Annotated in this window: 23 protein-coding genes; 14 read left to right on the top strand and 9 right to left on the bottom strand. The window is 46.1% G+C overall.

The genetic code is table 11. From position 1 onward, the window contains the following. The 3 genes from ABW391_RS05435 to ABW391_RS05425 all read left to right on the top strand — a co-directional run. Positions 1-1,430, top strand: a 1,430-nt coding sequence (locus ABW391_RS05435) for a T9SS type A sorting domain-containing protein (protein ID WP_353480819.1), incomplete at its 5' end; no start/stop codon positions are given. A 247-nt stretch (positions 1,431-1,677) separates the two neighbouring features. Continuing rightward, a complete protein-coding gene (locus ABW391_RS05430) occupies positions 1,678-2,382 on the top strand; it encodes a sensor histidine kinase (RefSeq protein WP_353480818.1) in 705 nt (234 codons plus the stop codon). A 20-nt stretch (positions 2,383-2,402) separates the two neighbouring features. Beyond that, positions 2,403-3,035 (top strand): response regulator transcription factor, encoded by a 633-nt coding sequence (locus tag ABW391_RS05425; protein WP_353480817.1) that lies wholly within the window; start codon positions 2,403-2,405, stop codon positions 3,033-3,035. Positions 3,036-3,058: 23 nt separating this feature from the next. Here the strand turns inward: ABW391_RS05425 and hemN are convergent, their stop codons facing one another. After that, the gene (hemN, locus tag ABW391_RS05420; protein ID WP_353480816.1) at positions 3,059-4,414 is read right to left on the bottom strand and encodes an oxygen-independent coproporphyrinogen III oxidase; all 1,356 of its coding nucleotides are present in this window, start codon (positions 4,412-4,414) and stop codon (positions 3,059-3,061) included. Positions 4,415-4,656: 242 nt separating this feature from the next. Between hemN and ABW391_RS05415 the strand changes: the two genes are divergently transcribed. Together ABW391_RS05415 and ABW391_RS05410 are read left to right on the top strand one after the other, a co-directional pair. Further along, positions 4,657-5,160 (top strand): hypothetical protein, encoded by a 504-nt coding sequence (locus ABW391_RS05415; RefSeq protein WP_353480815.1) that lies wholly within the window; start codon positions 4,657-4,659, stop codon positions 5,158-5,160. A gap of 106 nt (positions 5,161-5,266) precedes the next feature. Beyond that, complete coding sequence (locus ABW391_RS05410; RefSeq protein WP_353480814.1) at positions 5,267-6,229, top strand: RpnC/YadD family protein; 963 nt, start codon at positions 5,267-5,269, stop codon at positions 6,227-6,229. Between the two features lie 69 nt (positions 6,230-6,298). Here ABW391_RS05410 and smpB read toward each other — a convergent pair whose 3' ends face one another. From smpB to ABW391_RS05395, 3 genes are all read right to left on the bottom strand, one after another. Further along, entirely contained in the window at positions 6,299-6,760 is a 462-nt protein-coding gene (gene smpB / locus ABW391_RS05405; protein WP_353480813.1) for an SsrA-binding protein SmpB, read from the bottom strand. Positions 6,761-7,104: 344 nt separating this feature from the next. Further along, positions 7,105-9,381 (bottom strand): S9 family peptidase, encoded by a 2,277-nt coding sequence (locus tag ABW391_RS05400; protein ID WP_353480812.1) that lies wholly within the window; start codon positions 9,379-9,381, stop codon positions 7,105-7,107. Positions 9,382-9,426: 45 nt separating this feature from the next. Further along, positions 9,427-10,914, bottom strand: coding sequence for a helix-turn-helix domain-containing protein (locus tag ABW391_RS05395; RefSeq protein WP_353480811.1), 1,488 nt, complete (start codon positions 10,912-10,914; stop codon positions 9,427-9,429). A 39-nt stretch (positions 10,915-10,953) separates the two neighbouring features. On the opposite strand from ABW391_RS05395, the gene ABW391_RS05390 reads away from it, so the two are divergent. Together ABW391_RS05390 and ABW391_RS05385 are read left to right on the top strand one after the other, a co-directional pair. Beyond that, entirely contained in the window at positions 10,954-12,741 is a 1,788-nt protein-coding gene (locus ABW391_RS05390) for a MutS-related protein (protein ID WP_353480810.1), read from the top strand. A 621-nt stretch (positions 12,742-13,362) separates the two neighbouring features. Beyond that, positions 13,363-13,527: a hypothetical protein gene (locus ABW391_RS05385; RefSeq protein ID WP_353480809.1), complete on the top strand. Its 165-nt coding sequence runs from the start codon at positions 13,363-13,365 to the stop codon at positions 13,525-13,527. 361 nt (positions 13,528-13,888) lie between these two features. On the opposite strand, the gene ABW391_RS05380 is transcribed toward ABW391_RS05385, so the two are convergent. Together ABW391_RS05380 and ABW391_RS05375 are read right to left on the bottom strand one after the other, a co-directional pair. Continuing rightward, entirely contained in the window at positions 13,889-15,412 is a 1,524-nt protein-coding gene (locus ABW391_RS05380) for a hypothetical protein (RefSeq protein ID WP_353480808.1), read from the bottom strand. A 36-nt stretch (positions 15,413-15,448) separates the two neighbouring features. Then, entirely contained in the window at positions 15,449-16,900 is a 1,452-nt protein-coding gene (locus ABW391_RS05375; RefSeq protein WP_353480807.1) for a hypothetical protein, read from the bottom strand. 285 nt (positions 16,901-17,185) lie between these two features. Here ABW391_RS05375 and ABW391_RS05370 point away from each other — a divergent pair, with 285 nt between their 5' ends. Continuing rightward, complete coding sequence (locus tag ABW391_RS05370) at positions 17,186-17,611, top strand: hypothetical protein (protein ID WP_353480806.1); 426 nt, start codon at positions 17,186-17,188, stop codon at positions 17,609-17,611. A gap of 9 nt (positions 17,612-17,620) precedes the next feature. On the opposite strand, the gene ABW391_RS05365 is transcribed toward ABW391_RS05370, so the two are convergent. Both ABW391_RS05365 and ruvC read right to left on the bottom strand, forming a co-directional pair. Continuing rightward, a complete protein-coding gene (locus tag ABW391_RS05365) occupies positions 17,621-19,369 on the bottom strand; it encodes a SulP family inorganic anion transporter (RefSeq protein WP_353480805.1) in 1,749 nt (582 codons plus the stop codon). Positions 19,370-19,412: 43 nt separating this feature from the next. Beyond that, entirely contained in the window at positions 19,413-19,979 is a 567-nt protein-coding gene (gene ruvC, locus ABW391_RS05360) for a crossover junction endodeoxyribonuclease RuvC (RefSeq protein ID WP_353480804.1), read from the bottom strand. Positions 19,980-20,045: 66 nt separating this feature from the next. Here ruvC and ABW391_RS05355 point away from each other — a divergent pair, with 66 nt between their 5' ends. From ABW391_RS05355 to ABW391_RS05340, 4 genes are all read left to right on the top strand, one after another. After that, positions 20,046-21,071: a lysylphosphatidylglycerol synthase domain-containing protein gene (locus ABW391_RS05355; protein ID WP_353480803.1), complete on the top strand. Its 1,026-nt coding sequence runs from the start codon at positions 20,046-20,048 to the stop codon at positions 21,069-21,071. Positions 21,072-21,172: 101 nt separating this feature from the next. Next, entirely contained in the window at positions 21,173-22,075 is a 903-nt protein-coding gene (locus ABW391_RS05350) for a DUF3108 domain-containing protein (protein WP_353480802.1), read from the top strand. Positions 22,076-22,123: 48 nt separating this feature from the next. Next, positions 22,124-22,729 carry a DUF4230 domain-containing protein gene (locus tag ABW391_RS05345; protein WP_353480801.1) on the top strand — a complete coding sequence of 202 codons (606 nt, stop codon included), beginning with the start codon at positions 22,124-22,126 and terminating at the stop codon, positions 22,727-22,729. 65 nt (positions 22,730-22,794) lie between these two features. After that, on the top strand, positions 22,795-23,967 hold the full coding sequence (locus ABW391_RS05340; RefSeq protein WP_353480800.1) for a site-2 protease family protein: 1,173 nt from the start codon (positions 22,795-22,797) through the stop codon (positions 23,965-23,967). On the opposite strand, the gene ABW391_RS05335 is transcribed toward ABW391_RS05340, so the two are convergent. Beyond that, positions 23,968-24,936, bottom strand: a complete 969-nt coding sequence (locus ABW391_RS05335; protein WP_353480821.1) for a polyprenyl synthetase family protein — start codon at positions 24,934-24,936, stop codon at positions 23,968-23,970. A 286-nt stretch (positions 24,937-25,222) separates the two neighbouring features. Between ABW391_RS05335 and ABW391_RS05330 the strand changes: the two genes are divergently transcribed. Together ABW391_RS05330 and ABW391_RS05325 are read left to right on the top strand one after the other, a co-directional pair. Then, entirely contained in the window at positions 25,223-25,927 is a 705-nt protein-coding gene (locus tag ABW391_RS05330; RefSeq protein WP_353480799.1) for a DUF2306 domain-containing protein, read from the top strand. 9 nt (positions 25,928-25,936) lie between these two features. After that, positions 25,937-26,800 (top strand): hypothetical protein, encoded by an 864-nt coding sequence (locus ABW391_RS05325; RefSeq protein ID WP_353480798.1) that lies wholly within the window; start codon positions 25,937-25,939, stop codon positions 26,798-26,800. The last annotated feature ends 20 nt before the right edge of the window (positions 26,801-26,820 follow it).

The raw sequence follows: 26,820 nt of genomic DNA, 5'->3' as shown, positions 1-26,820 counted from the left end.
CAGAAGTGAAGGATGGTTTGAAACTGGTTACGAAGTACTCTTTGAACCGCGTAGGCGACAAAAAAGACAAAAACGTGACCGGCATCAACCTGACTTGTGCCGACAAAGGCAAAGTAATCCTGGTTGAATTGCATGCTTGGGACGAAGTGGGCAACGACGACTTCTGCGTAACTTACATTGAAGTTCAAGACAACCGCAAAGTATGTCCTGATGCTCCTGGTGGAGCTGGCTCTATCGCTGGTACCATCTCAACTGAAGGATCTGCTAACCTGCAAGGTGCAACCATCACTTTGAGTGGTGCTGCTTCTCAGACTGCAACTTCTACTGCCAACGGTGGTTACTCTTTCGTTAGCCTGGCTAAAGGAAGTGACTTCACAGTAACGCCACAATTGGACAAAAACCACCTGAATGGTGTATCTACTTTTGACCTGGTATTGATCCAGAAGCACATCCTGAATGTACAGGCCCTGAACAGCCCATACAAAATGATTGCTGCTGACGTCAACAACTCTAAGTCAATCACTACTCTGGACTTGATTTCATTGCGTAAGTTGATCCTGAACATCGATCAAACTTTCCAAAACAACACTTCCTGGAGATTCGTAGATGCTGCTTACAAATTCCCAAATGCTAGCAACCCATGGGCTGCTACATTCCCTGAAGTTGCCAACATCAACAACTTGACTGGAACTGTAAACGCAGGTTTCATCGCTGTAAAGGTGGGTGATGTTAACGCAAGCGCAACGGTAAGCGCAGCAACTGCTGCTGAAGTACGTACTGCTGGAACATTGGACATCAACGCTGCTGAAGCTGCCCTGAAGGCTGGCCAAGAGTACAGTGTTGAATTCAACGCTGCTGACCTGAAGAACGTACAAGGTTACCAGTTCGCATTGAACCTGGACAAGAGCAAAGTAGAATTGGTTGACATCGTTTACGGTGTTGCCAAAGCTGAAAACTTCGGTGTATTCACCAACGAAGGCATCATCACTACTTCTTGGAACGGTGAAGCAAAGCAGGGTGCATTGTTCACTTTGGTGCTGCGTGCAAAGGCTGATGCTCAATTGAGCAACGCCCTGAGCTTGAACCGCGTAGTAACTGCTGAAGCTTACAATGGCAACAACGATCAATTGAACGTTGCATTGAAATTCAACGGTGCTGAGGTAGCAACTGGTTTCGAATTGAAGCAAAACACGCCTAACCCATTCAACGGTGAGACGCTGATCAACTTCAACCTGCCAAAAGCAACTGCTGCAACTTTGACCATCAGCGACGTAACTGGCCGTATCCTGAAGAGCGTTCGTGCAACTTACGCTAAAGGTATGAACCAGGTTACCTTGAAGGCCAGCGATCTGAACGCTTCAGGGGTGTTGTATTACACTTTGGAAGCTGATGATTTCACGGCGACCAAGAAAATGATTATTGTGGAGTAATCCATAGCCCCTGAATTCATTCATGGGGCATAAGGTAGAGACGCGATTCATCGCGTCTCTACTCCACAAAATGGGGGCTGATCCGGCAATTGCTGGGTCAGCCCCTGTTTTTTTGCCCCTAAATAAACTACATAAAGCATGTAGTATTTGTGCATTAAAGGAGTATCCCCTATATTGTGGTTTAGAATAGCCTACTTTGAACGATTGGCGTGTTTTGCTCGCTTAGACAAGCTGTAAAATAAAACGAATGTATTATGTTTTGGTTATTGGTAGCTTAGTATTCCTTGCCTTGTGGTATAGACACATGAAGTTAAAGCGCGACAGAAAAGAGACCCAACTGCGCAGTGAGATGGTAGCAGATTTGCACGACAACCTGAGTGGCCGCCTGTATGCCATCAAAATCATTGCCGATCAGCTTGCCGATCCGGCATTGCAGCCCAAGAGAAGACAATCTCTGGCGCAGAATTTGAAAGCACTGGCCACCAGTTCAACGCAGGTGGTTCGCAACTTGATGTGGTCTTTCAAAACCTCAAGCCATACCCTCGAGGCCCTGATCAATAAGCTGCGGGATTTCAGTAAAACGACCATCGAACCCCTGATTCCTCACCAGATTACCACTTCCATCTCCAATGCGCTGCTGCAACGGAAGATAAACTCCCAAAACGCCAACCACATTTTGATGACCTGTCAAGAGCTGCTCATCAACATGCTCAAGCATACCCAACCGAAGCGAATTGAAACACAAATTGACTTAAAGGAAAATATCCTCAAAATTCAAATCCGAAATCATTTTCAAATTGTTAATCCAACGCGCTTGCCGCCTGTGGAATCATCAAATGAAACCTACGGGATCAAAAATATCGCCCAACGGCTGAAGGCCGTTGCAGGCATGATCCAATTTGATGAAAATGAGGAAGGCCAGCATTGTCAACTGAATACCCCACTGCTCTAAACGTGTGTAGTCCTCAACTTATGTACAACATTGCCATTATTGACGATTCTCCAGAGTTACTGACTGAACTATCCAGCTATTTCAATGGATCAAAAAAAATAAAATGTGTTTTGGCGGTAAGCTCCGTTGCTGATTTTTCAAAATACCACCGCGATTTTTTGGACATCAAACTGGTATTGCTGGATATTATTTTGAATGAAAAATCCGGAATTGACGGTATTCCCATCATTCTGAATAGAATGAAAGAAGGTAAGGTCGTCATCTTATCGATTTTGGACGACAAAGAGGCCATCTTTCAAGCCTTGAGCTATGGGGCAAGCGGATACCTCGTCAAGGGCATAAACCTGGGCGAACTGGAGACAAGCTTAATCAGTGCCTTGGAAGACAACGAGTACCCCTTGAGCAACGAAGTCACTAGACACCTGGTGGAATATTTTCATCTTCCTGTAGAAGTAAACACCGAACTTAGTCAACAGGAATTCAGCATCTCTCGCATGTTGGCCGACGGAATGACCTACCAGTCCGTCGCAGACCTGATCCTGATCAGCATCAACGGGGTGCGCTACCATGTCAAAAACATTTACCGCAAGCTCAACATCAACAATCGCCAGGAATTGAAGCGATTAATCAACAAAAACAATACCCTAGACTAGTTCAAGTGTCTTTGGTTCGTTTTTTACACCGCTTGACTAAACACTTTCGCTCCCGGCTGTTTTTGCCAGTAACGCGCATCAAATGCCAGACAGATGTTGCGCAGGAAAGGACGCCCCAAAGCGGTAACTGCCAGGTGCTGTCCATTTACCTCTATCAACCCATCGGCGATCAAGTCGTCGAATCGGCCGATGATGTCTTCAAAGGCGGCGCACTGCAAGGCTGGATCGCTCCAATCGGTTTCGTAGCGGCACATGATGTTGAGGATATGCGTGCGCAGGATTTGGTCTTCTTCGGTAAATAAATGCCCCTTGGTAATGGGGAAATGCCCCCGGGCAATGGCATCCTGGTATTCTTCGATGCCTTTTTCGTTTTGGATAAAACCATCCCAACTGTCGCTGATGGAGGAAGCGCCCAAGGCAATGCTCAAGCGGGTATAAAAAGGCGTATAGCCCATAAAATTGCGGTGTAGGGTTCCCGCTTGCATAGACAGGTAAAGATCGTCTGTTGGCAACGAAAAGTGGTCCATTCCGATTTCGGGATAGCCCATGTCTTCCAATAGATCCCGGCCAAGTTCATACAATTCGCGCTTGGCCGTACCCAAAGGCAGATCTGCTTCGGAATAAGCGCGTTGGCTCGGTTTGATCCAGGGCACATGCGCATAGCTGTAAAAAGCGATGCGATCGGGCCGCAGGCTTTCCAGCTTTTGCATGGTGGTGCGGATGTGTGCCGGGGTTTGCAGGGGCAGGCCAAAGATGAGGTCATAATTGACGCTGGTGTAGCCCAATTCGCGCGCCCACTCGGTCACCTGATGTACCTCTTCTTCGGTTTGTTGGCGGTTGATGATGTCCAGGATTTCGGGTGCAAAATCCTGCACCCCCACGCTGATGCGGCGGAAGCCCAAGTAGTACAGTGTTGTCAAGTGTTGACGGGTAGTGCTGGAGGGATGCGCCTCAAACCCAAAGTCAACTTCAGGAGCCAGGTCGGCATGTTTAAAAATTCCTCTAATCAGCGTTTCCAATTGATCAGGATGAAAAAAAGTAGGCGTTCCGCCGCCCAGATGCAATGCTTTGATCAGGGGCCTTTGTGGTAGATTTTTTACGTACAACTCCCATTCCTGGAGGATGGAAGCGATATAGGGTGCTTCCACCCCATGATTTTTGGTGATTCTCTTGTTGCACCCGCAATAAGTACACAATTTCTCGCAGTAAGGCAGGTGGATGTACAAACTGATACCACGATCCACTTGAAATGCATCCTGAAAATGCTGAATCCAGGCGCGTTCGCTGATGGGTTTTTCTTCCCAGTACGGCACGGTGGGGTAGCTGGTATAGCGGGGCACTGGCGTATTGTATTTTTGCAGCAGCAGGGAATTTGTCATCTCAATGGGTGTTAAAAATGGTGGAATCTATCCGCAAAACTATTGCAGTGCTATTGGAAGGGAAATGACTACGGTCATCGGGGGGATTGAGGTTTGTCACTAGGCCTCTACTTTTTTATTTCACGCAGATTTCACGCAGATTTTTTTCGCAGATTTTCGCAGATTTTTTGAATCCAAAAGTCAAATGCCTATTTTACAGTCCTAATAGAGGTAATTTACTAAATCTTCAAATACTTTATTTTATGGAAAATTCTGAAATACTAGACCAGTATCAACCTTCCAGCACGGGAGGAGACGGCTTGCAAATCGATGCGGACATGCAGTCTGACTTGCTTACTGCTTCCCGCTGGGGCAACATTTTGGCCATTATTGGCTTTGTCTTGACCGGTATTGGCGCACTTATCGGCTTGTTGATGTTTGCCAGTTTTGCCAGCATGAGCGCTTTTGGTGGCATGCCCGGGATGGAGGGCATTGTACCTTTGATGTGGGGAGGAGGCGTTCTTTACATGGCCGTGTTGGTGCTGTACGTTTTGCCACTGCTGTATTTGCGCCGTTTTGCTACGAGTATGAAAGCAGCAATTGATGGCGATGGAAGCCAAAACCTGGCTACTTCGTTTGAAAACCTGGGGCGCTTGTTCAAATTCCTGGGCATCCTCACCCTGGTTTTGATTGGGGTATACATTGTATTCTACATTGTGTTGATCGTTGTGTATACGTCCAACCTTGGAGCGATAGGAGCTTTTTAGGGAATGCATATGAAGAGAACGTGTTTTGGTTTGAAAAGTAAAATTATTTTGTTTTTTATTTTTTTAATGAAAAACAAATAGTATTTTTACTTTTCAAACCCAACGCATGGCATTTCCCAAAGATACCCTCTGGAAAAGTATCATCGAAACCCTAATTGATGACTTTATCCGCTATTTCTTTTCAGATTACGTGGATCAAATCGACTTTGAACGCGGCTTTGAGTTTTTGGATACCGAGCTCCAAAAACTGATTCCTGACAACCCCGGCAAAAAGCGCCACGCCGATAAACTCATTAAAGTATGGTTACTGAGCGGAGTCGAAGTATGGTTTTTGGCGCATATAGAAATCCAGGGTTATCGTGATGCTCTGTTTGCCCAACGCATGTATGAGTGCGGCTACCGCATCCGAGATAAATTCCATCGCCAGATCGCTGCACTCGCCATTTACACTGATCGAAATCGAAATTTTCATTTCAAGGAGTACAGAGAGACTTTTTGGGGAACGGAAGTCAACTACAAATTCAACACCTACGTATTGCTTGATCATTCAGTCCGGGAATTGGCCAATGATCCCAATCCTTTTGCTGCAGTTATGGAAGCGGCATGGCAATTTCTCAACAAACCCAAAGATGAACAGAAACTGGTGCAACTAAAACTCGATATGATCCGCCGCTTGCTGAAGCGCAATCTGTCTAAAGACCAAATTAAGTTTATTATTGGGTTCATTGCCCTTTACGTAGGCTTTGAAAATTCAGAAATAAAAACTAAATTTGAACAGGATTTAATGGTCATCACTAAAGCAACTCAACCAATGGGATTCGAACAAGCCATCCAGGAAGAATTTAAAAAAATCGGCATCGAACAAGGCATCGAACAAGGCATCGAACAAGGCATCGAGCTCGGGGAAGCCAAACGCGACGAAGCACTCCTCAATCATGCTGTGCCTGAAATGCTACAACTAGGATTAGATGCCGAGAAAATTGCCACAATCCTAACCTTATCATTGGAAAGTGTACAGGCTGCAATTGAGCGTGCACAAAATTCAAACAACACACCGAGCGATAACTGATCAACTTCCTTTTACGTTGCGGTAAAAAAATGTTGTTCCCTTGAGACCTGCTTGCCCGAGTATACGGCATCACAGTTTGATCTTGTTCAATCTATCCAGTTCGCGTTTGTTGTCTTTTTCGCGAATGGAATCCCGTTTGTCATATGATTTTTTGCCTTGTGCCAGGGCAATCTCTACTTTTACAAATCCTCTTTCGCTCAGGTAGACGCGGTAAGGTATGATGGTGAATCCCTTTTCGCTGGCCTTGCGTTCCAGTTTGTTGAGTTCTTTTCTGCGCATCAGGAGTTTGCGCAAGCGACGGGGGATGTGGTTGGAGTACGTGCCGTTTTCGTATTCTGCAATGTAGAGGTTGTGGATGTACAATTCCCCTTTTTCAAACAGACAGTAGGCATCGCTAAGGTTGACGTGCCCTGCGCGGTAGGATTTGATCTCTGTTCCCAATAGTGCAATGCCTGCTTCGTGTTTGCTGACAAATGCGTATTCAAAGGTTGCCCGGCGATTGGTGATTTCCGGTGCGGCTTTCTTTTTCATATTTTCGAACTACTTGAAATAGAAGTCATCTCTCATTTTTTTACAATTCGGGATGACTCCCGTCTATAAATGTCACCTACGGCAGGAAAGTTCCAGAAAGAATCATCACTTAAGGTTACTTGTAAAAGTTAAACACCCCACCTTCGGTGGAGTGTTTAGGGGATGTTCAGCCACAAATTTCACAAATTTTCACAAATTGAGCCACAATCTTGTGTCTGTACTCATGGAACGAACGAAGTTCGTGCCGCGATTTGTGAAAATTTGTGTCATTTGTGGCTAAAAACTTGTTACACGCATCGCCGAAGGCGAGGTGCGCAACATTTACGATTGTCTTCTACTTTTAGCTATTCTTTTGCCTGGGGCAATTGCTGGGGCTTGGGTTTACTGAGTTGCTGGCGGTATTTGATGGCGTCGCGGTTCAGTATATCCTTGCTGTAGGCTCCCGCTTGGGTTGGCTCGGGGCCTTTGAGCTTTTCATCCAGAAACTGGGTCATCTTGGTGTACAAGTGGAAACGCGTATTGCCGCCATATATGCCGTGGTTGCGATTGGGGTAAAAATAAGTATCAAACTGCTTATCGGCATCCACCAGGGCATTGACCAGCTCGGCAGTGTGCTGAAAATGCACATTGTCGTCGCCCATGCCGTGTACCAGCAGGTAATTGCCATTGAGTTGGTCTACAAAATTGATGGGAGAGTTTTCCTGGTATCCCTTCGGGTTTTCTTGTACGGTATGCATGTAGCGCTCGGTGTAAATGTTGTCGTACCATTTCCAGTTGGTGACGGGCGCTACCGCGATGGCACATTTGAACGTACCTGCCCCCTTGAACAAGCAAGAAGAAGACATGTAACCCCCGTAACTCCAGCCAAAAATGCCGATGCGGGCTGGATCCACATAGCGCAAACGACCCAGGTATTTGGCGGCTTCAATCTGGTCTTCGGTTTCGTATTTGCCCAATTGCAATTGGGTCATTTTTTTGAATTCTTCGCCGCGTCCTCCCGTGCCTCGGTTGTCGACACAAGCTACGATGTAGCCTTTTTGCGCCAGCATTTGAAACCACCAGTAGTTTTGGCCGCGCCAACTGTCTTTTACCTCCTGACTGCCTGGCCCACCGTACAAAAACATCAGTACCGGGTGTTTTTTAGTGGGATCAAAATTGGCGGGTTTGATCATCCAGCCATTGAGGTCGGTGCCGCCGCGGGTTTTGAACGCAAAAAAATCAACGGGTTGAACCCCGTATTCTTTTTGCAGGTTTTTTACAAAAATATTCTCTTCGATTACCCGCACTTTGGTTCCTTTTTGATCAAAAACGGTATAGCTGGCCGGGCTGTTGGCGGTAGAGTGGTCGATCACGTAATACTCAAAAGTGGGCCCAAACTGTGCGTTGGCCCAGCCTTTTTCGGCAAAAATGGTTTTTTTGTTTTTGCCATCCAGTCCAATTTGGGCTACCTGGCGTTCGAGAGGGGAAGCTTCCGAGGATTGAAAATAAAGCGTGCCGGTTTTTTCATCCACCCCGTAAAAATTGCTCACTTCCCATTTGCCACTGGTGATTTGGCGCACCATGTTGCCACTGAGGTCGTACAGGTAGAGGTGGTTCCAGCCGTCCATTTCACTGGTCCAGATGAAATGTTTGCCGTCTTTCAGAAAACTGAGGTTGTCGTGGATGTCCACGTAGTATTTGTTGTCTTCTTGCAGCAGGATGGAAGTTTTGCCAGTTGCAGCATCGGCCAATAGGACATCCAGTTGATCCTGATGGCGATTCAGGGTGAAAATACAGAGCTTGCTGGGGTCGTTGGTCCATTTGATGCGGGGAATGTATTCGGTAGTTGGATCGGTCTCCGCTTTCAGGGTTTTTCCACTGGCCAGGTTGTACAGGTGGATGCTGACTTTGGAGTTTTTTTCGCCCACTTTGGGGTATTTGTAGGTTACGTAGCTGGGGTACATGCCTGCTTCAAAGTTGCTGAGGGTGTATTGAGGCACTTCCTGCTCATCGAAGCGATAAAAGGCGATGCTGCTGCCATCTGGCGACCAGGCAAAGCCGCAATCCATCGCAAATTCTTCTTCGTATACCCAATCCGTGGCCCCATTGATGATGGCATTGAGCGCCCCGTCGGTAGTGACCTGGGTGATTTTTCCAGCAGCCAGCTCTTTGTAGTAAAGGTTGTTTTTGAACACGAAAGCAACTTTGTCGGCTTTGGGTGAAAATGTTGCGTACATGGTTTTGCCTTCGGCAAAAAGCGGGTTCAACTGCTTCAGGTTGCGGTCGTACACGTAAAAATTGGCCCGACTGGAGTGTCGGTAAATTGGCTCAACGGCAGTGGCCAGGATCAACTTGGATTCATCGGCGCTGAACTGGTAGGAATCGATGCTTAAATTGGGATTCAGCGTTGCTGGATCGAACAATATTGCGGTAGAGGTACCCGTAGTCAGATCGTACTGCACAATCTTGTTGGCGTCCAGACGGGAGTAATGTCGCCCATCATTTTGGAAGCTAAAACCGGGCACGGTACGGGCGGAGAAAGTATTTTTTTTCCAAATTTCTTCGAGTGAAATGGCCTTTTGGGCTTGAAGGGTTGAAAAAGCAACAATCGTCAGGGTGAATAAAAAGCAACGGTTGAACATTCTTTACACATTTTTATACATCGAAAATACAATTCAGACTAGCATCTATCCAAGAAGTTTATTCAAACGCTCTTGAATCAGTTGAAATTGCTGTTTCTTTTGCGCAATGACCGGTTCTGCCGCCCGCTCGACACAATTTTCAATGGGACAGCGCTCGCAGGTGGTGTGTACCTCACGGGCTGGAATGGCAGGGTCGTTGAGAAAGAGTACTTTAGACCGCAACTCATCATCGATCAGGAGGCCAATGGTCACGCTGACGTTTTTGTTGGGCGATGGGTACGAAGGCCGGGCCAAAGTGATGCAAAGGTACTGATCGGCTGTATTCAGGTAATTGGATATTTGCGCTTTGACCAGCAATTCGCTGGGTTTGCCACTTTGTTTCAGCTCAAATAGTTCTTGCAGCAACGCGATGGAGACCCAACGGCGGCAGTAATGCTCGTAGATGCCATTGCCATGGGGATGGTGTTTGTGGTTGAGGTGCAATTCTTTGTCTACATCAAACGTCGCCTTGATCGGATCGTGCACAAAGCGCAGAAAGAACAACTTGCGGATGCCAAAGAAGCGCGGCAAAATATTGGTCAGGCGGTGGTAAAACATCTCTGGGGTAGCGTCATACTTGAGCATGATGGCCTGAAACGCCGCACCGTCCCAGGTTTGGAGTTTAAAAAATTGCTCCAGATCCTGAATGATGGATTGGAGGGGCAGGTGCACAGCTACCGAGAAATAGATGGCTTTGGAATGATTGAGTACTTCTTCAAAAGACCGTCCGCGCAAGATGGAAGAAGTATAAGCCCGCTCCTTGATGTGCATAAACTGAAAACCCAATTCCTTGCCGTATTCAAAAGAGCGCTGGATAGCCGAGAGTTTGCTGCTCAGGAGCAATTCCTTGCGTTTGGGGATAAAGAGGGAGCGCAAATGTTGCAGTTCAGGGTAACGATCGAGGCCATTCTCGGAGATGATGTAGTCGTATTTTTCTTCCAGAATATTGCGCAATTGTTCACCGGAAAAAGGCTGGATTGCGGTTATTTGGTTGCTTGTGGTGAAGTTTTCTGCCGCGGTTTCCAGCTCTTCGAAGTAGTTGTTGTTCAATTCGAGGTAAGAGCGCAATGCCCCAAAGTAAAAATGCTCTTGCCGCAGGGCATAGTTGCGCGACAATTCCAACAGGGTAGAAATAAAAGCGCCAACCTGAGAAGGTGCACCAGCGATGATTTCTACTACCTTTGCGAGGTCGATGCCAAAACGCTCCAAAGGGAGTTCGTTGAGAAAATTGGATTGCAAGAGATCGTGGATCGGAGCCAGGCCTTCATCTACATCCGAGGATGCCAAGGCTGCCGGAGTTACGTTCAAGGCTTGTGCCAGGGTTTGGATTTTTTCCCCTTTGGGGTATTTCTTTCCTTTCTCAATCTCGTTGAGGTAAGACACCGACATGCCTGCTTTCTCTGACAAATCAGCGAAAGACATGCTCAACTGCTGTCGAAGTTGTTTCACCTTCAGGCCGAAAAGAATTCGTTCGTTTTGCGCTTTTGTACTCATACCGGGTTAAAAATAGCTTTTACAGCGAATATTCGCAACATGAATTATCAGGAAAGAAACAAACACCATCTGGAACAGGCCGATTCATTGAAAAAACGCTACAACTTACTCTCTTTGGGGCGACTGTTGTTTTTCGTTTTGGCCATCGGGTTCATCATTTTTTTGGCGCAACAGCATTGGAGTTTTGCGCTGAGCTGGGCGCTTCTGTCCATCGCTTCCTTTTTGTGGATGGTAAAGCGCCACCGCAAAGTACAAGAAGCCGAGCAACACCACCGCTTGTTGGCGCTGGTCAATCAGCAAGAGCAAGCCGCGCTGGAATACCGTTTTGCCGATTTTGCAGATGGCGCTGCATTCGCCAATCCAGAACACCCCTATTCAAGTGATCTGGATTTGTTTGGGCCGCATTCCATCTTCCAGTTTTGCAACCGGACGGTAACCGTATCAGGAAGCCAGCAATTGGCGAAATACCTGGAGCATCCTGCTGCTCCAGAATTGATCCATGCCCGCCAGGTGGCCGTTCAGGAATTGGCAACGCTGCTGGATTGGCGGCAACATTTCAGGGCCTATGGATTGGCGCAAACCGATGAAGTGCAATACCAGCTTTCCTTACAAAAATGGTTGCAAGAACCTTCTTTTGTGTACAATCGGCCCTGGATGCGCTGGGCCTTGGTGCTGTTGCCGATTTGGGCCATCGCGGCTTTGATCGTGATTTTACCCAATTATCCGCTGCTGTTGGTATTGGTGGCGGTGTTGCCAGCAGCTTTGTTGCTGCGCCAGACCTTCGCTCAGGTCAACCTCACCATTGAGCATACCGCCAAAGCGGAGACCTGGTTGCTGCGATACGCGGTACTGATTCAGCAGATTGAAAACCTGGAGGTAAAGACGGAACTCTTGCAAAAGCAGCAGCAAAGTTTTCTGCATGCTGGTGCCCAATATGGCGCTTCAAAAGCGATTCGCCGCCTTTCTTATTGCTTGTCACAATTGAACGTGCGCAACAACCCTTTTGCCATCGTTCTGAACCTGGTGGGGGTCTGGGACTTGCAATGGGTGTACCAATTGGAAAAATGGAAGGCGGAATACCAAACTCAACTACCCGGGTGGTTTGCTGCTTTGGGTGAATTGGATGCTTTGTGTAGTTTGGCCAACTTGCATTACAATCAACCAGATTGGGCTTTTCCGATGCTACATACCGAAGCGGTATTGCAAGCCCAAAATTTGGGACACCCGCTCATACCTGCTTCGCGCCGCGTAGGCAACAACCTGAGCATGGCTACCCAACAACACATCAAATTGCTCACCGGATCAAATATGGCGGGCAAAAGTACCTGGTTGCGGGCCTTGGGTGTCAACATTGTGCTGGCCCAGACAGGAGCACCGGTTTGTGCAACCGCACTCAGCTTACCGCCCCTTTTGGTGTTTACTGGCATGCGTACCCAGGATGACCTTTCGGCCAGCGCCTCTTCTTTTTATGCCGAACTTTATCGCTTGCGGGCGTTGCTCGATCAGGTGATTGGTCAACAAGGGCAAAGCCCGAGTGTATTTTTTTTGCTGGATGAAATCCTGAAAGGCACCAATTCCCGAGACCGCCACCAGGGATCTAGGGGATTGATGTTGCAACTGTTGCGGTATGAAAGTGCTGGGTTTGTGGCTACCCATGACCTGGAACTGACGGCCATGGAAGCAGAAAACCCCGGCTTGATTCAGAACCTGTGCATGGAAGTCAGTATTGAGGAAGATGAATTGTATTTTGATTATACTTTGAAGCCAGGCATCAGTCAAAGTTTCAATGCTTCTGTGTTGATGCGGCGCGTGGGGATTGGGATATAAACAAAAAAAAGAAGCCCCCGGTAGCGGAGGCGGTGCTACCAGATGGGCTTCTTTAGGACAAAATATAAACACTTCAGCTACAGTGTTATATTTAAACAAAATCAGACAGTGTGATTTCTTACAGTGTCCTATTGTCGATATAGTGCAATCGCGTTTTGTTTTAGAAAAGCGCAGCGAAACCGCCACGCTTCGGTTTTGGCAACAGTTAGTTAATAGGAGGAACTTATTGGGAAAGACCGCTTTCCCTCGTGTGTGTTGTGTAGAACAAAGAAAAGCAGAAGTAGCGGGTGCGCCAATTGCGTTTTAACTCAAAAAAAGACAATAGAGATTTAATGAAAAATAAAGTTAAAATTAATTAATGTGTTTATTGTTAATGAATTGTATTTATTTTTTAGGATTAAAAATTTACTTTTTTGATGGTGCTTGCCTGATTTTTCTTGCCCTAAACAGCTCTCGTTTGATTCAAAAAGTAATTTTTGAGGGGTTCAAAACGCCTGCTTTTGGGGCAAAATGACTTTTATGACCTGCTCAAAACCCTGCAAAAGTGCCGTGACTGGCAGGGTGCTAGCCGATAGCTTTGCTGATGATAATCACTTTAAGCACACCCAAAATTGTAAAGCTATGAATACCATAATCATCAATGCAGCTATTGTCCTTTTCATGCAATTGCTCGGACTAGGGAATCAGAATGAACCAGGGAAAGAGGAGGTTTCTCCAAAAGAAGAAGTGAGTGTTGAAGTGAGTTTGGGGAAGGGGAAGACTAATGGAGTCGATTTATTATTTTAACGTGAGTTCGGGGATTCCACATGGAGGGAATACGGTTTTACCATCCAGGTAAAAGCACAAACCACATCAAACATCTTGTAACCCTCTACTTTAGTCGGGGGCTCAAGGCCGTACACACACTCTCATCTATCATCCTTCCAGAGCGCGCATCAATATTTGGATGCAAGCCACTGGAAGGATGATAGATGTGAGGGGTAGGTATGTTTTAAGCCCGCCGATAAAGCGGCGGGTTACAAGATGAATAGATGTAATTGTGCGATAAATCCCTGAACTCACGTTATTTTAACGAGTTATAAATGCCGATTCTTTAAGGTGAAAGAAACTTGCCGCCACTTTACTATTGACTTGGAATTCGAGAAAATTACTGATCAATCATTTCAACCATCCAATTCCAAACAAGCGTATATGGAATTATTTCTATTTTATAATGTTGATCAGGATACCCAATTGGCGTATTTCTTAGCTGTTCTATAAATGGTTGAGATTTCTTAATGAATTTCTTTTTGTTAAATGCGGATCCCGCCATTGTAGTAATGGCTTTCAAAAACAGTTGCGTACGAAAGTTGCCGGCATCATACCTAAAATGCTTCACTCGATATTTTCGTAAAGCTTCAAGACGTTCATGAGCTTGCTCATATTCTTTTTGATGCAACAAAAACAACAGTTGTACAATTAGTATTGGAATGTTCAAACCCTTTTTGTCTTTCGAGTAAGTAGGGACATCATTCAAGAATTTATTAAGTTTAAATTGCTGAAAAACTATGTTATCATTGGCGTTTAATTTCACTTTTCCAATGGATTGAATAACGGAAATATAAGAAAAAAGTATTTGCCAAGATTCATGCATGATTTTCGGCATTAGTTTGAACATAGGATTTGAAATGACTTTCTCTGCGACGGAATGGGCTAGTGAATATTCGCCAGCTCTTAATGCAACTGAAACCTGAACATCTTGGTTTACAAACCATCCTCTTGAGCCATACACTTCAAAATCAGCACATTCTATGTTTAGCTTTATTGCTTCTTCGTATTGCCCTAGCATAGAGAGACAGGTCGTCTTATTAATCATAAAGAAGCCAATCATTCTTGGCGAGAAACAAGACTTTGCCCTGAGTCTTTCAATAGCAATATCGCAAATATCAAGTGCTTTTTTCCACGCAAAAAGAGACATCTTTTCCGTTAACATTACCCCATAATATCCCGCTAAAAAGAGGATTGTGTTGCATCTGTTTGAATAGGGTTCAAGAATATTTAGTAATTCTTTTGACTTTAATGCAATGTCATATTGGTTAGATTTCTTTTTTATAGCAGGTGCAATAACTGCAGAATAGCACTCTGCCGCCTTATTCTCCGCCTCCCAATCAAACCGGAACCGTTCCACATACACCTTATAGTACCTGTATTTATCAGGATTAGGTTCCTGCTCCACAAAATACCGTTTGAGGTAAGTGGCCATTTCGAGGGCAACGAGGGTGACGTCATTTTGCGCGGCGATTTCCACGATCTCCTCTGCAAGCATTGCGGCGTTGATGAAGCACTTGCGGTGCAACAGGGTCTGAAAAATGCCAAGCTTGCGCAGGCATTCAAAGTTGGCTTTTTGGGTAGCGTTGAATTGCTCGCTGCTTTCGGTATCCAAAAACAGCAATGGGGCATACAATCTTCGGCGAAATTCGAGCAAAAAGCGCCGAAAAGGCCGTCCTTTAACGTCCAATCCCAGCAATTGAGCCGCCTCTTCTTCGGTATGTACGTCGCCATTGGCCAGTGCATGGTACATCAGTCGATAGCGGGATTCTTGAATGCCAGGGCGTAAAGGACGGGTCAGGACTTCAATTTGGCGAAGCTTGTACCCATCCATTATCTGAGTCAGTTCTAAAAGGTCAGTCATTTTGCAGGAGTATGATTCACAATAGCATAAATATGGTCAATGCTGCAGCATTTGCAGGATATGTTCAATCCTTAAAATTTCTGGGGCAGCTTCCGGCGCTGAATAATCGATGCGTAGTGCTTGCAGCTTTTGCAAAGCAGCTTTGATCACCGCATCAGGAGTTGTAGTGTTTGATAGTGCTTCCAGGGTTTCAATCAGGACTTCAAACCTGGCCGATTGAGGAGCGCAAGCCTTGCTGGTGATGAGGTAGTGCCGAAACCGTGCTGCCAAAGCGCCAGCCTGACCTTTGCCTACCCATTTGGGCAATTGCAACAACAATATACTGGCTTCGTGATCGGGATTCTGGATGTCCATTTCATCCAGCTGACTGCCCCACATGGGTATCCAATGGGTCATCAGGATGCCCTTTTCGCGGGTAGAAATGGGCAATGATTTTTGATCCGAGAGGTACATTAATGTCGTATGGAACAGGCGTTTTTGATCAATATCCCATTCTCCTACTTTGTTTTTCCCGTTTAAAACCTTACACAAATCCAGCGCGGCCGGGTATTGGTTTTGGTGCAACAGCCACCGAATTTTTAATTCCTGCAAACGGTACCAGTTGCGACTGCCATTTACCTCCAAAGCAATGGCTTTATCGATTGTTTCCAGCGCCAGCTTCAAATCACCCAAATTGGCAATACCCAGCGCCTGGCTGAGCAAAAATGCACTCACTTTAGCTGTTTGAACAATGGCTTTGCCGCGCAAAATTCTATCTGCTTGCCCACCAATCCGTACCACATCGGTCCAATTGGCTTGTAAAACAGCTGCTTGCAATCTTAGAAAATACAAATTGATCATAAAAGAAGCCGATTTACAGGATTGTGCATATGGTTCCAGGCGTTGACACGCATTCAAGGCAAATTGAATTAACGAATCGGTGTTGGACGCAGGATTGATCTGTTCCATTAAAAAAGCATCGTATTCATCGTCTGCCGCTTGTTCTGCTTTGAGTACTTGCTCATATTGGCCAATCAATTGGCAATAGTGGTCAAATCCGATCATGTTGCCATCGTGCAAAGCAGAAAGCTGCCGCAATTGGGTGGCAGTTTCAATCAGGATCAAGGTCAGCTCATACTCTTTGGCCGTTTGCAACAGCGGTTCGGCAATCTCCTTGAGGGATTTGATGGCACCAGCCGCCATTAGGGTTTTTAGTGTTGCCAGCCGCTGCCAACACAAATAAGCAACCCTGCTCGCATCACTCAATTCTTCTTGATTCAGGTCTAAAAAAAGCAGCGTGTTCCAAAATCGGGTACGCAACTGCAATTTGTCCTGACAGTTTAGAGCCGACAATTCATTGCCATTTGCAATAGGTTGATTGATATTATCATCAGGTAAGTCCGTTTCCCAAAACGGAAACTGCTTGATCGTGTGGTTGTCGATTACCTGAATTTGCGCATCTGCGGAATAATTTCTCAACAAAAGCGCCAACTCTCTGAATTCTTCCATGAATCAGAAATTTAGAAATAAGCGTAAAAACACACACGATTAAAAGTAAAAATAGTTTATCAATACGAAAAGGACAAATATTAGATGATGAAAATTATTGAATTCTTGATTTTATATCAATTATTTCAGTTTGCTTACAGGAGTACCGGGGGATAAGTAGTTATTTTACGTGGTTGTGTTTGGTTATTCGAAAAAATTTGGGGTGGTCATTTTGGTGCAAAAATGCCTTTTTTTCTAACGCAGCAATGTCGAACTTTGTAGACATCAAATAAATAACGGGTTAAAATGACAACACAAAGTATGACCAGCATTGCTGCATTAAAAAAGGGCCACCATTTGGGTGTGACCCCGATCTTAGTGGAAGTAGTCTATGGACTAATCAACAGAGATTGTCGAGGCATGGGGATTTGCAAGCTGAATGCGGTAGAAAGCAAGGATGCACCGCGCGCCAACTCTGCTTGTGGATCCAGCCTGGCCTACCTGGAAGTTCATGCAGACGGACAAAAAGTGAGTTTGAATTTCTTGAAGGAAACTATTTCTGCACTGCAATTGGAAATGCGCTTTGCCGAAGGCTTTTTTGAACTAGCTGAGCCATTTGAAGCATCCCCATCACTGACCCAGCGCTTCGGTCTGGAGGCAATATTTTTTGCAGCCAGAAAATACCCGATCAGCCACACCGATCAGTACATTGTTGTAGATTTTGGCGAATAGAAATCGCCGCTAACTTGCTGCCTTCTCTCGGCATTCCCTAAACACCCGTCGCTCGCAACTGCGGCAAACTTCTTTGGACAGAAGGGTGTAAATGTATTCTATGGCCTCTTTTTTGGCCAGAAAAAAATGATGCTCCCCAATTTGAGCTTTATAGCCACTGGCGATTAGCACGTCTTGCGCTACTACCTTCAGGTTGCTGAGGTAGAGCCCTCCTCCCCGTGCCTTCCAGCGCTCGGCCTCTTCGTACAACCAATGCGCCCCAGCCAAACCGATAAAATTGACCCCTTCGCACAGGATCAGGCAATATTGCTGATTCCCTTCGCGCACTGCGTCAAAAAAATCGGAAATATGGTCTACTGCGCCATAAAAAATCGGACCGTCGAGGCGGATAATTTTGATTTGAGCGCATTCGCGCAATTGCGGTTTGCGCTTAATAAAGGTGAGACTGTTGTCGGGTTTGCTGGGATCGGGGGCCATGGTGGCGATATTGGGCGTAGCTACTTTGTACAAAAAGAATGTCAACGAAATGATGATGCCCAGAAAAATAGCGTACTCCAAATCAAACAATAAGGTAGCGATGAAAGTGCTGGAAAAAACGGTCATTTCCAGCTTGCTTGATTTGGCAATGCTCTTGATTTCTGGAATATCAACTAGGTTGATAGCCACCAGCATGATGATTCCACCCATTGCAGGGATGGGCAAATAGGCTGCCAGGGGTGAGATGAAAAGCACAATCAGCAACAATAGGGTAGATGCAAAAACCACCGAAATAGGCGTTCTGGCACCGGCCTGGAAATTGACTCCCGAGCGGGTGAATGACCCGGAACCAGCATATGCAGAGAAAAAACTTCCAATGATATTGGCCAGACCTTGACCAATAAATTCCCGGTTGCTGTCAATTCTTTGCCCCGAATGCGTGCCAATGCTTTTGCCGATGGCAATGGCCGAGATCAATCCAATCATGGCTACCGCAAAGGCACTGGGGAATAGCGAGGAAAAGTCAGTAATGGAAAAATGCGGCCAACTCAATGGCGGTAAACCTCGCGGAATAGCGCCCACAAATTTGATTCCAACGGCAGCTCCACCAAACAGGGCAGCTACCACACTTCCCGCCAAAAGACCTCCTATCAAATAAGGCAATCTGGAATTCAAAGTCTTGATGATCAGGGCAACCAAAAAAGCAATGGCCGCAACGGTGAAAACCTGAAAATTAGCGGTATCGAATTTTTCCCAAAAAACATAAAGCGTTTCCACGGCACTCAATCCATTCGGAATGACAATGCCCGATACGTTTTTTAATTGACTGTTGGCAATCAAGATAGCAGCGCCAGTGGTAAAACCTACCACTACCGTATGCGATACAAAATTGACAAAAACACCCAAACGAGCCAGTCCAAACCCCAATTGGATCAGGCCGACCATGAATGTAATCACCAGTGCCAGGCTGAGGTATTCGGGCGTTCCTGGGACGGCAATGGGGCTCAATGCCGCAAAAATAACCAGCGAATTGGCAGTAGTGGGGCCAGATACCATGTGCAGCGAAGATCCAAAAAGCCCGGCAATGATGGGCGGTAGAATGGCCGTATACAGGCCATACACGGGCGGCAATCCCGCAATCATGGCAAAAGCCAGACCCTGCGGCAATGCGATGATTGCACCCGTAAGCCCGGCTATAAAATCCGCCCTCAAGGTTCGACGATTGACGAGGTTGAACCACTGGGGGTAAGGATTGACGCTGTTCCAATAAGTCTTTGGCATGGTTACTGGGTTTGGCTTGCCTTAGTATGACGCAAAAAATTACTTATCCTTTTCGGTCGGGGTTATTTTTGATGAACGCCGACCAGTCGTTGTATTTTTTTCCTGACCCACCCAGCGGCGAGCGCGACTGGTAGTAATGACAAACAGCTGCCGCCAGTGCATCGGTGGCATCCAGGTATTGGCCATCCAGATTGACTTTGAGGGTATTCTGCAACATAGCGGCTACCTGCTCTTTGGCCGCATTTCCATTGCCTGTTACGGATTGTTTGATTTTTTTGGGCGAATACTCGGTGATCTCCAAGCCTTTGGTGATGGCTGCTGCCATGGCCACGCCTTGTGCACGACCCAACTTCAACATGGATTGGGGGTTTTTTCCATAAAAAGGTGCTTCGATGGCCAGATAGCGGGGTCCGTATTGCGAAATGATGCTGGTAAGCCGTTCAAAAATATGCTTGAGCTTTTGGGGATGGTCTTCAAATTGATTTAAGTACACGACCCCAATATCGGTAGGTTTTAATTCTGCGCCATGAACTTCTAAAATGGCGTAGCCCAGGATATTGGTTCCGGGATCTACCCCTAAAATGCGATAAGTTTCCAGTTTTTCTGCCACCCGCTGTTTTTTGCTGCAAAGTAGCTTTATTTTTACAGCTAAACAAACTTTTTAAAACTCTTTGTTTTGCATAACACTACACCTTCTCCAGGCAATTGGTTTCAAAAGGCAACTTTCCAGCAAAGGGCATGGCTCGGGTTGCGGCTGTTGTTGGTCGCCGCGATTGTATGGGGTTTCTATGCGGAGTTGTTTCGCCGCAACGATTTTGCGCAGCTTTGGCAATTGTTTCGTCAAAACCTCTCGGGTGCAAAAATGCAGTGGTTTTTATGGTGCGCCCTGCTAATGCCTTGCAATTGGCTGTTGGAGACTTTGAAATGGCGAAAATTTACCCAGCCCTGGAGTGGGATGAATTTTGGACAAAGCCTACAAGCGGTATTGGCGGGTGTTGCAGCCTCCATGCTTCTGCCCAATCGCAGTGGCGATTACCTGGGGCGCTGGCTTTTGGCACCTGAAACCCAAAAAGCCAAAATTATTTTGGCTACTGCCGCAGGAAACTATTGCCAATTTTTGGTTTTGCTGGGGATGGGGGTGCCTTCATTGCTGTGGTTGGGTCAGTATGCCAGCCATTGGCAAGTTGAAAATCGGGATCTTTTGCTGCTGGCGGTATCCTTTATTTTTTTTTTATTGTTGATCATAGGCGTAGTGGGCATCCCTTCGCTTTTGCATCATTACTCAGTTCATTACCAGCAAAAAACCTGGAAAGGGTGCTGGAGATACGTCCAACTTATTTTGAATCAAGCTCTTGAGGTAATGCAACATTATCGACGGGCTACTTTTCTGGGTGGATTGGGCTTTGCGTTACTGCGCTATTTGCTGTACAGCATCCAGTACTATACCATGCTGCGGTTTTATGGCATTCAACTTCCGCTGGATGCAGCATTGGCTGGCGTTGGTACCATTTATTTGTTGCAAACTGCCATTCCCTTGCCGCCAGTATTGGGCTTGTTGGCCCGCGGCGAGATCGCCCTGTTGGTATGGGGCATTTGGGGAGGCAATTCCCTGAGTATCCTGGCGGCATCCTATACCTTGTTCGTACTAAACTTGGTATTCCCGGCGTTACTTGGATTGATTTTTATAGTCAAAAAAAGCTGAATGGCAGCATCCTTGCTGACTACTTTGTTGTTTAAGTAATTTTTTGCGTCATACTAAGGGTAGCCCTTGGACATATTTCTTGAAATCAAAATGAAATACTTATGAATTTCTCCAGGCTGATGAAAGTTGGCATTTTTTCACTGGTGTTTGTATTGGTGGCATTCCGTTTGCCCCAACCAGAACGAAAACCCAATCACCTTCCGATGTATGCGGGCGACCAGTGCGACATGGACAACCAGGTGTTCAAGCATGGCGAAGAGATGGTTTACAAGGTATTTTACAACTGGAATTTCATCTGGATGTCTGCCGGAGAGGTGGTCTTCAAGGTGGAAGAGCAGGGGGATCGCTACCATTTTTCTGCCCATGGGGGAACGTACAGGGGCTACGACGCCTTTTTCAAGGTTCGCGACAAGTATGATGTCTATGTAGACAAAACCAACCTACTGCCCATCTCCTCTACTCGAGAGGTGCATGAAGGCAATTACACCCTGTACGATAAATTGACTTTTGACCGCGAAAACCGCAAGATCAAATCCCTGCGAGGCAAAACCAAAGACGTGGCGGAATTGACCGAATACGACGCAGATGCCTGCATTCACGACATTCTCTCGATGATTTACTGTGCACGCAACCTCAACTTTGATCAAATGCGCCCCGGACAAGATTTTCCCATCAAAATATTCATCGACAAAAAGACCTGGCCACTCAAGGTGAATTACAAAGGAAAATTCCCCAACAAGAAAATTCGTGGGATGGGCCATTTCAATACAGTTGCTTTCAATCCTGAAGTGATTAAGGGCTATATCTTTAAAGAAAGCTCGAATCTGACCATTTGGGCAACCGACGATAAAAACCACCTTCCACTGATGATTGAATCTCCGATCTCGATAGGATCGGTTAAAGTCATCCTTAAAAGTTACCGTGGAGTGCGCTATCCGGTGAGTGCTAAAGTGAAAGACAAAAAAGCCGGCGAAGAAATCAGCCCAGAGGATGAGGAAAAATAAGGATTAGACATTATTTCTATTAATTATCTTGAGCCAAAATAATCAGCTATGCGTCGTTTATTGCTTGGATTGGTCATCGTTGGGGTATTTATTGCCGGGTTTTGGATAGCCCGCAGCATTTTTCTTCCCAAAGAACACGTAGTTACGCAGGAAGAAGCTACGGTACTTTTGGAAAAAATACGCACCGTGGCCAAGTTGGTTACCATTGAAGGCTATTTTTCAGAATTGTACAACCACAAAGATTACTGGCGGTACGATTGGTGGATTTTTAGGAAAAAAGCTTTGCTTCGCGTAAAAGCAAAGGTGTCAGTAGGTTATAATTTGGAAGGACTGGACATCAAAGCAGATACCGCCCTGAAAACGATAACCATCAAAAATATTCCCAAAGAGCCGGAAATCATTTCTATTGACCACAGCATTGATTATTACGACATTTCGGAGGGCTCTTTCAATACTTTCAGCCCGGAAGATTACAACAAGCTCAATAAGAAAGCCCGCGACCTGATTGAACAAAAAGCCCGTGAGAGTGATTTAATCAAACAGGCTCGCGACCAAGGCATCCAAATCCTGGATTTGATCCGCTTCATTGGCGAAAGTGCAGGCTGGAAGGTGCAAATGGAATCGGTAGCAAACAAACCCGCGGTTAAAAACTAATAAGGCAGAGAAGGGTTCAAATTTTTGCCTCACTCAACGCCACACTACCTCAACGCATTATTTTTATGACTGGAGCATTTAGATTTGCCCGTGTTTTTGGCATCCCGATTCGGGTTCACTGGACGTTTTTTGTATTGGTTTTGGGTTATGTCCTGTATGCAGGATACGATACCAATTGGGACAAGTTGGCCATGATGTGGTCGGCCATTTTTGTGTTCGTTTTGTTCTTTTTGGTGATTTTGCACGAATTTGGACACGCCTTGACTGCTCGTCGGTATGGAGTCAACACCCGGGACATCATCTTGCTGCCCATTGGAGGGGTTGCTCGATTGGATCATTTGCCCGAAAAACCAGCGCACGAGTTTTGGGTAGCCATTGCCGGCCCCTTGGTCAATGTGGCCATTGCGGCTTTGTTAAGCCTTTATCTTTTAAAGTTCAGCCCGGAGCAACGCTGGGAGATTGTCAATGGGGTGGTATTTTCCGAAGGCAATTATTTTCTAAACGAATATTCTGACCTGGATCGCTTTCTCTTTTTCATGGCTTTCCTCAATGTCATCCTGGCCGGCTTCAACCTTATTCCAGCGTTTCCGATGGATGGAGGCAGGATATTGCGGGCACTGCTTTCTATCGGCCTCGGTCGCTTAAAAGCAACCTTGGTAGCGGCAAGAATTGGCCAGCTTCTGGCGGTGTTCATGCTTGCAATTGGGACTGGCCTGTTGGCGTTCTTTTTCCCCGATGTGAATGCATTTCATTCCAACCCCATGTTTGTTTTGATTAGCGTTTTTGTATTCTTTACCGCTGAAAATGAATACCGTTCGGTTCGAACCGAGCACTTGGTCGGACAGCTCAAAGTAGACCAAATGATGCGGGGAAATTTCACGCGGGTGTATACTACGGATCGCATTCGGGATGTGCTGGAGATTTATCAACTTCGCCTGGAGCGAAATTTTCTGGTATTTGACCAATGGCAAAACCTGATGGGTGTCTTGCCTGAATTCAGGCTGATGGAAGCGCGCAAGAAAAAAGATTTAGATGCACTGGTGAGTGAATACATGCTGCCCGATATCCATCCTTTGGTAAGTGCGGATAACCTACAGCAGGCATTTGGCATTATTCAAGTTTCCGATGCGGGTGCATTGCCCGTTTACAACCCCTGGAACCGCCTGATAGGGGTAATAGATGAGCACTTTTTTACCAAAAACCTGAAAAAAAAGATGAAAGGGAAGAAGGGATTTTGATCACTTCTTTCGCTCGGTTACAAAAGTCACCAGGTCTCGGAGCGACGTTCTGGATGCTGATTCCGGGAAAGTTTCCAAAATATCAAATGCTTCTTGCCGGAAACGCAGCATCACCTTTTCGGTGTATTGGATGCCTCCACTTTGGCGGACAAACTCGATTACTTCTTTGACTTTTTCGGGGTTTTCATTGTGGCGGCGCACCAAACCAATGATGTGTCGGCGCGTACTGGCGTCGCTTTCATTGAGCGCATAAATCAGGGGCAAGGTCATCTTTTTCTCCTTGATGTCGATTCCCAAGGGCTTGCCTACATCATCGACACCAAAGTCAAATAAGTCATCTTTAATTTGAAAGGCAAGGCCAATTTTTTCTCCAAATAGGCGCATGCGCTCAATGGCATCCTCGTCGGTAGTAGCCGAAGCAGCTCCAGCCTGGCAGGCCGAAGAAATGAGCGAAGCGGTTTTTTGGCGTATGATCTCGTAATAAATTTCTTCTTTGATGTCGAGTCGACGGGCTTTTTCAATTTGCAGCAATTCGCCTTCACTCATGGCTTTTACGGCATCAGATACAATTTCGAGTACTCGAAACTGCTTGTTGCGGATGGCCAAAAGCAACCCTTGGGAAAGCAAAAAATCACCAACCAGCACTGCAATTTTATTTTTCCACAAAGCATTGACCGAAAAGAATCCCCGGCGTTCCATGGAATCGTCCACTACATCATCGTGTACTAAAGTTGCGGTATGGAGCAGTTCAACCAGGGAGGCGGCAACATAAGTTGCTTCCACAACCCCCCCACATACCTGAGCAGCCAGAAAAACAAACATCGGACGGACTTGCTTCCCTTTGCGGCGTACAATGTAATAGGTGATTTTGTCCAGCAGCGGAACAGAGCTGCGCATGGATTGTTTGAAATGCTGTTCAAACTTGATAAGTTCCTGATCTATTGGCTTCTTAATGGTATCCAGCGACATATCCCAGTATCGGAAGGTAAAATATTGGTACAAAGGTAAAGAAAAATTGGACTTCTCGTGTGTAGACGGCAGGAGATCAGAAAAAGACCTTGGTATTGGGGCAAAATGAACATTTGTTTTTTTATCGCCCTTCGGAGAGAAAGTGTAATTTTGACAATCAGAGATTGTAACTGGAAGTTCCCTGTGAAAACCCAGTAAATATTTCTCCTGGCGTTTGTTTTGTGTTTTTTGTACTTTTGGAAGATATATCGGGGTTGATCGGAAAATTAAACCCCTGAAACAAACTATGCCAGCAACCATTAACCGCAATTTTCACATTTTTCTCGAGAATCTCTTACTTGTCGTTGCGGCAAGTATCCTAGCCTTTGCCTGCCTCATGGGCACCAAAATCATCCCTTATTTCAGTTTCAATCCTTTGCATGGCTTTTTAGGCACAAAGACAGATGCGGTACTTGACAAACCTCTTTTCCAGGGTTCCTTTTACATCCACATTGCCAGCAGTTGGTTTGCGATGACAACTGGTGCATTACAGCTTATTCCAGCTTTGTACCGCCGCTGGCCATTGCTGCACCGCTGGCTAGGGCTTGTTTACGTATTGGTCATTTTGGTGCTGGCTTGCCCTTCAGGATTGGGTCTGGCCATTTATGCCAATGGTGGACTGGCCGCGCGGGTAGGTTTTACCTTTCAGTGCATCGTCTGGTGGCTTTTTACTTGGCAAGCCTGGCAATACGCCCGCCAAAAGCAATGGGAAAAACACGCCAACGCCATGCTGCGCAGTTTGGCGGTAACAACTGCGGCCATGAGCCTGCGCACCGAGAGCTATATTCTGTTTTATTACCTGGGTACCAAGCCCATCGAAACCTACCTGACCGTGACCTGGCTCTCCTGGGTGGGCAATCTTTTTGTGGCCGATGTGCTCATTTATTTGGGTTGGGCAGCGTTTATGCTCAAAAGCATGTTTGGTTCTGACAACTTTAAAACACCAACATAAAACAATACCATGAAAAAACAACTTTTGCAGATTTCCTTGTTTGTGACTGCTTTTGCGCTCTGCTGTTTCAGCATGATGCAATGCACCCAAAAAGCAGCCAAACAATCAACCGAAGAACCAACGCCGCTGACTACCCATGCCGAAGGGGCAGATACCCTCCGCTCAGAAGACATTGCCGAAAACGAAATTAAACCAATTACTTTGAAATGGCTTCCCAGTGCAGGCATGCACAGCATTCTGGATACCCTAGATTTGTCCAATGTCGTTGTAAGCCACGACTGGGCTGAACTGGGTTTTTACGGGGAAGACCGCTACAAAATTGAATTCTATTTTTCAGAAGTAACCAAAGACGCCAAAGATCCTTTCCTCTATCACATTACCGGTAAAAACCGCCACAAGAAAGTAGTTACTGCTTTCAAAGGTACCCTCCGCCTGGACAGCTTGGCGCAGGTGAGTGATCCCAACTTGGATACCGAAGAGGTAGGCGACATGGGCGTACAACGCATCTACTCTACCAACGGCACCTTTACCCTCGCCGAAGACAGCTTGAGTAAATACTCGGGAAAATTCACTGGAAAACTGAAAATGGATTTTGGTTCCTACGACAAAGCGCCGATCGAACTCTGGTTTTTCTCGGCTACCCCCAATCAAGGCAGTGGCATCCGCTATGATGGTACCTGGACAAGCTACAAAACCGGCAAATCCAAACCTGTGATTTGGTCAAAAGACCTTTTCCGCTTTGCCAATGATATCCTGAAAGAGTTCTCCATCGGCGAACGCGATGTAGAGATCAACGAAAAATACCGCAGCCTGGGCTGGGACAACTATTGGGAGAACGAAGAATGGTGGGCTGAGTCGAAGGTGAAGATGTAATGTTTCTGTTTTAAGTATTG

The organism is Haliscomenobacter sp. (genome assembly GCF_040403615.1).
GTDB lineage: Bacteria > Bacteroidota > Bacteroidia > Chitinophagales > Saprospiraceae > Haliscomenobacter.
The sequence above is the reverse complement of the archived record's forward strand: the minus strand, read 5'-3'. Positions and strand labels throughout refer to the sequence as shown.